Here is a 4,101-nt window from a genome sequence, read left to right on the forward strand (position 1 = left end):
GAACAATCGGCATAGACTTGATTGGGACTGTCGTCAGCTTGGATGGTGTGTACGATAGTCGTGAGAATCGCAAGGCCATTTTCAATCGGAGGATGGTACCAAATATCAATGAAAATCCTCGGGGGAGAAAGACGCCCAAGCGAGGCCGAAAACGGTTGTTCGATTCTTCAATTTTCCAAGAGAGATTCAATACCATTGAGCGCGTCTTCGCTTGGGAGGATAAATTTAAGCGCTTGCTGCTGCGATTTGAGCGGATCAGCAAACTGCACTATGCCTTGAAAAGCTTGGCATACACGATGATCAATCTTCGGCATTTTTGCGAAGGTTAGTATCGATTTGAAATCCCATAGTTTTATGGGTCTCCAAGGCGGAGGTCTAGTTTGTAATGCTGAGAAAACGGAAATATGGTTAGAATTTTTAAAGTGAGGCGATTCAACTGCCTGTTTCTTCTTCCTTTGGTATTCATGTTAGGTTAAACAGCCGATTTATCAGGTCAACTGGATAAAAACCCGAAATGAGTTGGTGGCTACCGAATTATGTATGCTACTCGATTGTTTTAGGACTATCTAAATCAAGTCGGTGGCCAACCCTGTCTTCTGATTGGTAGTCCTCAGGGTCATAACCAATATCGCCAACGAAGCAAAAGGATAAAACTAAATAGAAATTTTCCTCGCTAATTTCTATCAAAGGTAGGTTTAAGGGATCTTTGATAATGCGGTCAACATCATGAAAAAATTTCTGGAGTTCGCGATTAAGGTAAGGATCTTGAGTGCGTTCCAGGTATTTGAGAGGTTCCCGAAAACAGTCCTTTAAGAACTTAGGTTCAGATGGATCAGACTGTGTGTCGCGGTGTTCCTCATAATGGCGCGAAATCTCCGCTAAAACTTCGCGCATAAAAGTGGGATAGCGACCTGCTAGTACTAGCAAGGCCAGCACCGCTCTCTTAGTTTCATCAGCTTTGGGTTGGTCGTTGTGCTTTGAGCGGAACCAAAGAATTTTCAGAATTTTGTAGATATTGATTAGACGCTTGGCTGTCCTAGGTGACAAATCAACTTGTTGACAGAAATCCTTCAGAGTTCGGAACTCAGCAGGTGTAAACTTAGCCACTTCAGGTGGTGGTGGTTCAACGTCCTGTATCTCAGGAGTCTCTCTGCCTTGATTTGTTGATTCTTCAGGATTTGGATCAACACTATCAGCATTGATGTTGGATAAGTCTTCCGCTGAGTTTGGAGTTACAGGTATAGATTGTGGTGATAGATCTTGGTTATCTGTGTCTGAAGAACCGGATGTCACTTCTTCGATGTCAATTTGACTTTTGAGATAGGTGCCGATTGCATTGCCAGTGATAGGGCGGGTGCGATAGGGAATTTGAATAATTTTCTCAAGATAGTCGATGCCAGAAGGGCTTCCCTTACGTTTGAGCACTCCTTTATATGCATTTTCAAGAGCACGGGCAATATAACGATCGTCAATGGCCAGCACCACTACAAATAAGGGAGTGTTGATCAGTAGTTGCACGGCTTCTAGCACATCAACCACTCGATCAGGCGGGCAACGATCGAGGTCATCAATATATAAAATGACGCGAGCAGGGCCTCGGGGGAAAAGTTCTCTCAAATGTTGCCAGCTTTGAGGAGGTGAAGGCTGGTCTTTTTTATCTGGCTTTTTATAGAGCCGTTGGGATAGGCCATCCAGATCTCGACTAATCTGATGAATCAGACCCAGACGTTGATCATAGTCATCGCTTTGAATGCGGTTATTGACGAAATCTAAGAGGGAAGACTGGTTGGCTATTAGGCCAACCTGACGTCGTTTTTGCTCCGCTTGCAGCCGAAGACTTTTAATCTCTTGAGATAGCTCTAAAATCTTGGCATTGTTTTGAGCCTCTATGAGCCATTCTTGATATTGACTATCTAGCTGTGCTTGGGCCTGGTCCACTTCCTTAAGATATTGCTTTACCGTACTCCATATAACGGGAAGTAAAGCCGCCGTGGTGGGAAAAGAAATTATTCCAATATTTAGGTAAATCCTAAATATTGATTGAAAGAGTTTAACTTTGTCTTCTAAACTTGAAGACGCGCTAATGATGAGGAGTGCTGCTAAAACGATAACTCCAATAAAGATTCTGGATGAATGCCGCTTTTTAAATGATTTCCTAAAACTATCGGTTTTATCAGGATCGATACCCAGCAAAGTATATGCCTGATTCAAAATCGGTTTCCAGATATTAGTAATCTTTTGTTGCTCCAACTTTTTTTGAGCTGATAGTTCCGCAAGCTTTTTCTGGTTTTCTAAATCTTTCTCCACATTGGCTAAACTTTCTTCAATTGAGACCAACTCTTTTTGGTCATACTTGCGAAGGTCACTGAGTTCTTCCCAGATAACACCTTGGGTTCTGGCATTGGATACTAATGTTTGCCAAATCAGAAATCCTAACTGGCTGAAAGGAGTTTTTATCTTATTCTTGTCATTATCTTTGTAAACTTTTAAATCACGATTTACGAGATTTTGGAGATTTCCTTTGTCTTGAAGAATTTGAGTACCCATGACATTAAATGAATTCTCTAGGTTGATGCATAAATCTCGTTCATCAACAGTTAATTCACTATCTACTACCCGCCAAATTTGTCCTCCCGCAAGTAGGCGGATCTTGGAGGCCTCCAGAGCTTTAACCCAGATCTTGTAAAATGTTTGGCAGCTAATCAATTTCCACTGTTCGGTAGTTCCTAACCCAATATCCTTATTTATTTGTTCGAAGTATTCCCAGTTAATACTCTCCCAACCTGGTGGTTGTAATACTTCTGTATCCTGATTCTGAGATACTTCAGAAATATTCTCTGCGCTAGAAGTAACATTTTGCTCCGAATTTTCCTTGACTTGCTTTAAAGTCTCTGAATGGAGATCAGCACACTGCTGCCAAAATTTAGGATCAAGAATTACCTGCAATCCTCCTGTTTCTTTATGATTATGTATAATTTTTTCTAGTAACGCTTTGATTTTTTGTGGGGTAATTGGTTTATTTGTTTGCGAACTGACAGAAAGCTGAGATATTAGTGCAATTACAGCAGTGTGGATGGCAAAGGTATCCTGCAGGTGTTTCTCGGTGGTGAGTTGATAGTTAAGTTCGTAAAAGATAGTCTGCATCAAGCTCGACCATAAGTCAGCCTTGGCATAATTCCAGGAATTGAAATAGATCTGATAGATATGTCCGACAAAAGGAGAAGCTTCGCCAAGGGTATTTTTATTTGTTAATCCCCAAGCCTGTTCTTTAGAAACGGGCCTCTGGTAAATAGATTTTAATTTACGACGCATCAAGTGCATTACAAATGATTTTCCGCTGCCCCAGCCCCCTAATATTCCAACTGCCAATGGTGGCTTGAGTGACCTCATCCCTAGAACTTCTGCTAAGGCATTTACTTCACTCTCGATGCCGAGAAGATCTTCTCCTTCAGCTATATCATTATTGAAACTTTGGGCAATCCGATCATTTATAGCTTCTTGTTTAGATTCTTCAAATGCCTTCTTCACTGTTTCTTGGAATTGAGGCTCTATATCAGATAACTTGGTAGCGATCAAAGAGAGCAGTTCAGATTGTTCCCTCTTACCCTTAATTTTGGGTGCTAGGCTTAGGACTTTTCCCATCACTTCGGGATGTTGAATTCGCGGCAATTGGGGTAAGATCTCTACCAAGGTTTGGGCTTGGTAAAAATAATCTACAATCCTTTCCGCAGTGCTTAATGCTGTCTCTAGTACCCTATCTTTTTGCCTCGGAGACAATTGGGGTGCGATTGCTACGAGGGCTTGGATACGAGCATACTTATCCTCAATTTTTTCCGCATCGCTCAATGCTGCCTTTAGTGCCCTATCTTTTTGCCTCGGAGGTAGCTTGGGTGCGATCTCAGAGTAAGCTCTTACACGTTCTGGAATATTTTCAATTATTCTGATCGTGTCGAACGTATTTTCATACTCATTGGAAATTTTTGATACTTCCATAACATCACTCTATAACTATCCTTCTTAAGCCTCCGGTTTGACCGGAGGACTCGTAAGGTTTAACCTTCCCTGCGGTCATAGTCCTATCCCAAAACTTCGGGAGTTGCT

The 4,101-nt window shown here is 41.7% G+C and carries 1 protein-coding gene and 1 pseudogene; one reads left to right on the forward strand and one right to left on the reverse strand.

The window, feature by feature from the left end; translation table 11 throughout:
* A pseudogene (locus Q0991_RS02510) lies at positions 1 to 329 on the forward strand (hypothetical protein); the annotation flags it as partial.
* A gap of 214 nt (positions 330 to 543) precedes the next feature.
* On the opposite strand, the gene Q0991_RS02515 reads toward Q0991_RS02510, so the two are convergent.
* Entirely contained in the window at positions 544 to 3,993 is a 3,450-nt protein-coding gene (locus Q0991_RS02515; protein WP_299485191.1) for a P-loop NTPase fold protein, read from the reverse strand.
* Positions 3,994 to 4,101 lie beyond the last annotated feature (108 nt).

The sequence above is a fragment of the Acaryochloris sp. IP29b_bin.137 genome (assembly GCF_028285745.1).
GTDB lineage: Bacteria > Cyanobacteriota > Cyanobacteriia > Thermosynechococcales > Thermosynechococcaceae > Acaryochloris.